This window comes from Nocardia sp. alder85J, assembly GCF_020176955.2.
GTDB lineage: Bacteria > Actinomycetota > Actinomycetes > Mycobacteriales > Mycobacteriaceae > Nocardia.
Genome location: NZ_JAIUCZ020000023.1, coordinates 22,223 through 28,222, shown reverse-complemented (window position 1 = coordinate 28,222; position 6,000 = coordinate 22,223). Strand labels below are relative to the sequence as shown.

The following is a 6,000-nucleotide window of genomic DNA, read 5'->3' as shown; positions in this document are numbered from 1 at the left end:
CCGTGCCGTCGTGCCGGAATACCTAGTCCGCGAGGACCACCCGGACGTCCGGACCCGCCGTCACGGTCGATTCACCGCGCGCGGCGAACCAGTGGGTGACCTCGCCCTCGGCCAGATCGTCGGCGACCTCACCGTCGGGCAGGACCGACAGCGCACCCGCGGTGGCGGCCGCGAGGAATTCGGCCAGCGCGGCCGGGCCCGCGGATTCGGTGGTGTACGTGGTCGATTCGTAGTCGATGCCGTACTCCGCCCGCAACGCGTCGGCCCGGTCCAGCGCCTGTTCCTGGGACAGCGTCAGCCAGGACCCGTCCGGATCGCGCACCACGAAGGCCGGATGGTCCTCGTGCAGCGGGCGCACCCGGTCGGCGTAGGAGACCGGATGTTGCGGGGCCGCGGCCAGTTCCGCCTGCACCTTCGGATCGCTGGGCACCAGCCAGCGCGCCGAACTGGCCGCCGGTTCCAGCGTGATGCCGAAACCGGCCCCGGCGGCGATGATCTCGCCGAAGGACAGCCCGTTCGCGAACAGCGCGGCGGCGCCGGCCTTCTGCACCGCCCACAGCGCCACGGTCGCGTCCAGCGATCGGGGCAGCGCGACGGCCACCACGTCGCCGGGGCCGACACCGCGGCCGATCAGTACCCGGGCCAGCTGCGAGGACCGGGAATCGACGGTGCTGTAGGCGATCTCGGTACCGCCGCTGTACTCGCCCGGCGCCAGCAGCGCCGGCGCCTGCGGATCCTCCTCGACGACGGCCGCCAGCGCCTTCGCCACCGTGCGCGCGCCCACCCGGACCGATTCCGGCGCGGTCTCCGCGCCCGCGACCCCGGATTCCACCAGGATGCGGGCCCGCTCGGCGTGATCGAGGATGTCGATCTCGCCGACCGGGGTCTCCGGATCGGCGAGCAGCGCCTCCAGCACCCGGACGGTCCGGGCCGCCAGGGTCCGCACCTCCTCCTCGGTGAACCGGCTGCTCAGGTACTTCCAGGTCAGCTCGATCGAGGTGTCGGCGGTGACCAGCAGCGTCAGCGGGTAGTGGGTGCCGTCGTTGACGCCCACCCCGGTCACCGACATGCCGTCGATGGAGCTGGCCGCGGCGATCGCGTCCTTGTCCATCGGATACGACTCGAACACCAGCAGGGTGTCGAATTGCGCTCCCGCGCCGGCGATCCGCTGGATCTCGGTGAGCCCGACGTGGTGGTGCTCCAGCAGATCGGCCTGTTCGTGCTGCAACCGCTGCAGCAGATCGGCGACCGGCCGCCGGTCGTCCACCCGCACCCGCACCGGCAGCGTGTTGATGAACAGGCCCACCATGGACTCCACACCCGGCAGTTCGGCCGGGCGGCCGGACACGGTGGCACCGAACACCACGTTGTCCCGGCCGGTGAGCCGGCTGAGCAAGACACCCCAGGCGGCCTGCACCAGCGTGTTCACCGTGACGCCGAGTTCGGCGGCGTGCTTGGCGATCCGGCGGGTGCGATCCACGTCGAGTTCGACCGACACCTTGCCGGTCTCGTAGTGCTCGGCGGTCCGCGGCTGCGGGGCCAGCACCGTCGGCTCGTCCACCCCGGCGAGCGCGTTCGACCACGCCCGCAGCGACTCCTGCCGATCCCGGCCGGCCAGCCAGCTCAGGAAGCTGCGGTACGAGGCCACCCGCGGCAGCGCGGCCTGATCACCGTGCACCGCGTACAGCACCAGCATGTCCCGCATCAGCAGCGGCATCGACCAGCCGTCGAGCAGGATGTGATGGGTGGTGATGGCCAGGTGCCACTGCTCGGATCCGCTGCGGTACAGCGTGAATCGCATTTGCGGCGCGACGGCCAGGTCGAAGTGCCGCGCCCGGTCGGCCTCGACCTGCCGCTGCAATTCCGGAAGCCGTTCGGCCGCGGGCAGATCCGCGAGGTCGACCTCCTGCCACGGCGCCTCGATGCGATCCAGCACCACCTGCGCGGGCCGCCCGTCGGAATCGGTGACGAAGGCGGTGCGCAGGTTCGGGTAGCGGTCCAGCAGGCGCTGCGCCGCCACCCGCAGCCGGGCCACGTCCAGGGTGCCGCCGAGGTCGACGACCGCCTGCATGGTGTAGACGTCGACGGTCGACTGGGTCAGCTGGGCGTGGAACAGCAGGCCGGACTGCAACGGCGACAGCGGCCAGACATCGGTCAGCGCCGGGTAGGTCCGCTCCCACTCGTCGATGTCCGACTGGGTGACCGGCACCAGCGGCAGATCCGAGGGGGTCCGCCCGCCCGCGCCGGGACGCCGCGCGTGCGCGGCCAGCGCGGTCAGCGCCGCCACCCAGGCATCGGCGAACTCCTGCACGCGTTCGCGGGTCAGCAGGCCGGTCGGGAAGGCGAACGAGGCGCCCAGCTCCGGGCCGTCCGCGCCGTCGGTGACGATCGCGTTGATATCGATCGTCGCGTTGGCGGGCATGTCCGGATCCATGTCGGCGTCCAGCTGCCCCAGATCCGCCACCGGCACCCAGCCCAGTTCGGCCAGCTGCGCGGACATCTCGTCGGTCCCCGCACCGGTGGAGACCCGGCCCAGGTAGTTGAAGCCGATCTGCCCCGTCGCGCCGAGCGAGTGCGCGGTCTGCGGATTCAGCTCGCGCAGCATGCCGTAGCCGAGCCCCTTGTCCGGCACGGCGAGCAGCTGTTCCTTCACCGCCTTCACGATGTCGCCGAGCGTCTTGCCACCGGCGAACGCGTCGTCGAGGTCGGCGCCGGTCAGGTCCAGCCGGACCGGGTAAGCGCTGGTGAACCAGCCGACCGTGCGGGACAGGTCGGCCCCGGGGACGACCTCCTCCTCACGGCCGTGTCCCTCGAGCTTGACCAGCGTCGCGCCACCGGTGGTGTCACCGCGCCACCGGCTGGTGGCCAGCGCCAGCGCCGACAGCAGGCCGTCGTTGACGCCACCGCGGTACAGGCCCGGGATCGCGGTCAGCACCGCGTCGGTCACCGCCGCGGACAGGGTCACCTGGACCCGGTCGACGGTGGCGAAGGTGTCCACGGCCGGGTCGAAGGCCCGGCTGCCCAGCAGCGGGTCCGGGGTCTGCGAAACCTGCTGCCAGAAGGGAAGTTCCGCGACCCGAGCCGGTTCCGCCGCCGCGTCGACCAGGGCATGTGCCCAGCGGCGCAGCGAGGTTCCGGTGGGTTGCAGGGTGACCGGCTGTCCCGCGGCCAGCTGCGACCAGGCGATCGCGAAGTCCGGGATCAGGATGCGCCAGGAGACGCCGTCGATCACGAAGTGGTGACCGACGACCAGCAGCACATCCCGCCGCTCGCCCTCGAAGGCGAACCAGACGAATTGCAGCATCACCGCATTCGCCGGATCCAGCCGCCCGAGCGCCGCATCGTATTCGGCGCCGGCCCGCCGCGACAGGTCGGCGTCCTCGATGTCGGCGGGCAGGTCCACCCGCCGCACCAGCGCGTCGACGTCGATCGCGCCGACCGGCAGGGTCTCGAAGGTCCAGCCGTCGGTGCCGTTGCCGCGCAGTCGGGCTCGCAACGCGTCGTGATGGTCGATCACGGCCGCGAGGGTCGCGACCAGCGTCGGCCGGTCGATGCCCGCCGGCACCCGCAGCGCCATGGTCTGCGAGAACCGCTGGTACGACGAGCCGTCGGCGAGGATCTGCGCCAGGATCGGCGTCAGCGGGATGTCGCCGACACCGCCGCCGGGCAGTTCCGCCAGCGTCCGCTGCACCGATTCGTCACCGCGCGTGGCGATCTCGGCCAGTGCGGCGATGCTGCGTCGTTCGAAGACGTCGCGGGGGGTGATGCGGATGCCGCGGGTTTTGGCGCGGGAGACGAGTTGGATGGACAGGATGGAGTCGCCGCCGAGGGCGAAGAAGGAGTCGTCGAGCCCGATCTGGTCGGTGCCGAGGACTTCGGTGAAGACCTCGGCGAGGATGGTTTCGATCTCGGTGGCCGGGGCCCGGTACTCGCGGGGGGCGAGGACGGGTTCGGGCAGGGCGCGGCGGTCGAGTTTGCCGACCGGGGTCAGCGGGATCTGGTCGAGGACGGTGATCGCGGCGGGGACCATGTGCGGGGGCAGGATCGTGGCGACGTGCTCGGTGAGCGCGACGGTGTCGATCGTGTGCCCGGTGACGGGTGTGACGTAGGAGGCCAGGATGGTGGCTCCGGCGGTGGTGTCGCGGCCCATGGTGAAGGCGAAGTCGACGTCGGGGTGGCGGGTGAGGACCGCGTCGATCTCACCGAGTTCGATGCGGAACCCGCGGATCTTCACCTGGAAGTCACTGCGCCCCACATAATCCAGCTCCCACGCGGTGTCACCGGTGAGGCGCCCCGCGTCGTCGCGTTCGGCTGTCGCGTGCCAGCGGACGATATCGCCGGTGCGGTACATGCGGGCGCCCGGAGCGCCGAAGGGGTTCGCGAGGAATCGTTCGGCGGTGAGGCCGTGGGCCCCGCGGTAGCCGCGGGCGACCGCGCCGCCGGCGAGGTACAACTCGCCTGCCACCCCCGGGGGTACCGGGTTGAGGCGGTTGTCCAGCACCAGCGCGGACATGCCGTGCACGGGGGTGCCGACGGTGATGTGGTCCCCGGGATACAGGCGGGCGTAGGTGGAGATGATCGTGGTTTCCGTGGGCCCGTACGCGTTGAAGTACCGGCGGCCGGGCTGCCACTTGGCCAGCAGTTCCGGGGTGGTGACGTCACCACCGACGGAGGTGACCAGTAGCTGGGCCTGGTCGCCGGGGTCCATGGTGCCCAGCACCGCCGGGGTGATGATGGTGTGGGTGACCTGCTCACGACGCAGCAACTGCGCCAGGTCGGGGCCGCCGATGATCTCCGGGGGTGCGATGACCAGGGTCGCACCGATATAGAACGCGCACACCCATTCCAGCACCGACGGATCGAAACTCGGCGAGCAGATGTGCAGGAACCGGTGATGCGGTTCCAGCCCGTACAACCCCGTCGCGACATCGGCGAGGCCACCGATACCGGCGTGGGTGACGGTGACACCCTTGGGTTTCCCGGTCGACCCCGAGGTGTAGATCACATACGCCGGATGGGTCATCCGCAACGCGGTGATCCGGTCCGCGTCGGTCACCGCGGCCGCGGACTGTGCGGCGCAGGCGATGTCGGTGGCCGGGTCGTCGAGGACCAGCCAGTCCACGTCCGCGGGCAGCCCGCCGACATAGGCGCCGGCGGTGATACCCAGTACCGCGGCGGAGTCGGTGAGCATGTGCCGCACCCGGTCCCCGGGGTAGGCCGGGTCGACCGGGACGTGCGCGCCACCGGCCTTGGTGATCGCCAGCACCGCCAGCACCATCTCGAACGAACGCGGCAGCGACACCGCGACCAGCTTCTCCGGACCCACCCCACGACCGATCAGCACCCGCGCCAACCGCGAGGACCGGTCATCGAGCTCACCATAGGTCACCGAACGACCGCTGTACCGCACCGCAACACGATCACGGCCCAGCCGCAGACCCTCGGTCATCAGCTGCGGCAGCAGGCCGGTGGCCATGACGTCGTCACCGTGCACCTGGGTCAGCAGGCGGTACTCGTCGTCCGTCAACAGCGGCAGGTCGCCGACCGGGATCTCCGGCTGTGTGACGATGCCCTCCAGCAGCCGGGTGAATCGCTGCGCGAACACCTCCACGGTCGCCTGGTCGAACAGGTCACGGGCGAAGGCGAATTCGGCGTACATGCCGTTCTCACCGTCGTTCGATTCCCGGATCGTCAGCGACAGATCGAATTTCGCGGTCTCGACATCGAAATCGACCGCACTGACCCGCAATCCGGGTAGTTCGAAGCTGCTCTCCGGCAGGTTCTCGAAGGACAACGCCACCTGGAACAACGGATGCCGCGCGGTGGACCGCTCCGGATTCACCAACTCCACCAACCGCTCGAACGGGATATCCGCATGCGCGAACGCCGCCAGATCCCCCTCCTTCGTCGCCGCCAGCAACTCCTCGAACGACCGGCCCCCCTCCACCTGCGACCGCAACACCAGCGTATTCACGAACATCCCCACCAAGCCATCCAACT

General features: G+C 70.5%; 1 protein-coding gene (running past one end of the window). It reads right to left on the bottom strand.

What is annotated here, in order from left to right; translation table 11 throughout:
- Positions 1–22: 22 nt before the first annotated feature.
- The coding region annotated (locus LBW94_RS43795; protein WP_416277070.1) for a non-ribosomal peptide synthase/polyketide synthase crosses the window boundary (this coding region is incomplete at its 5' end): on the bottom strand, positions 23–6,000 show 5,978 of its 28,200 nt. 22,222 nt of the annotated region lie beyond the right edge of the window.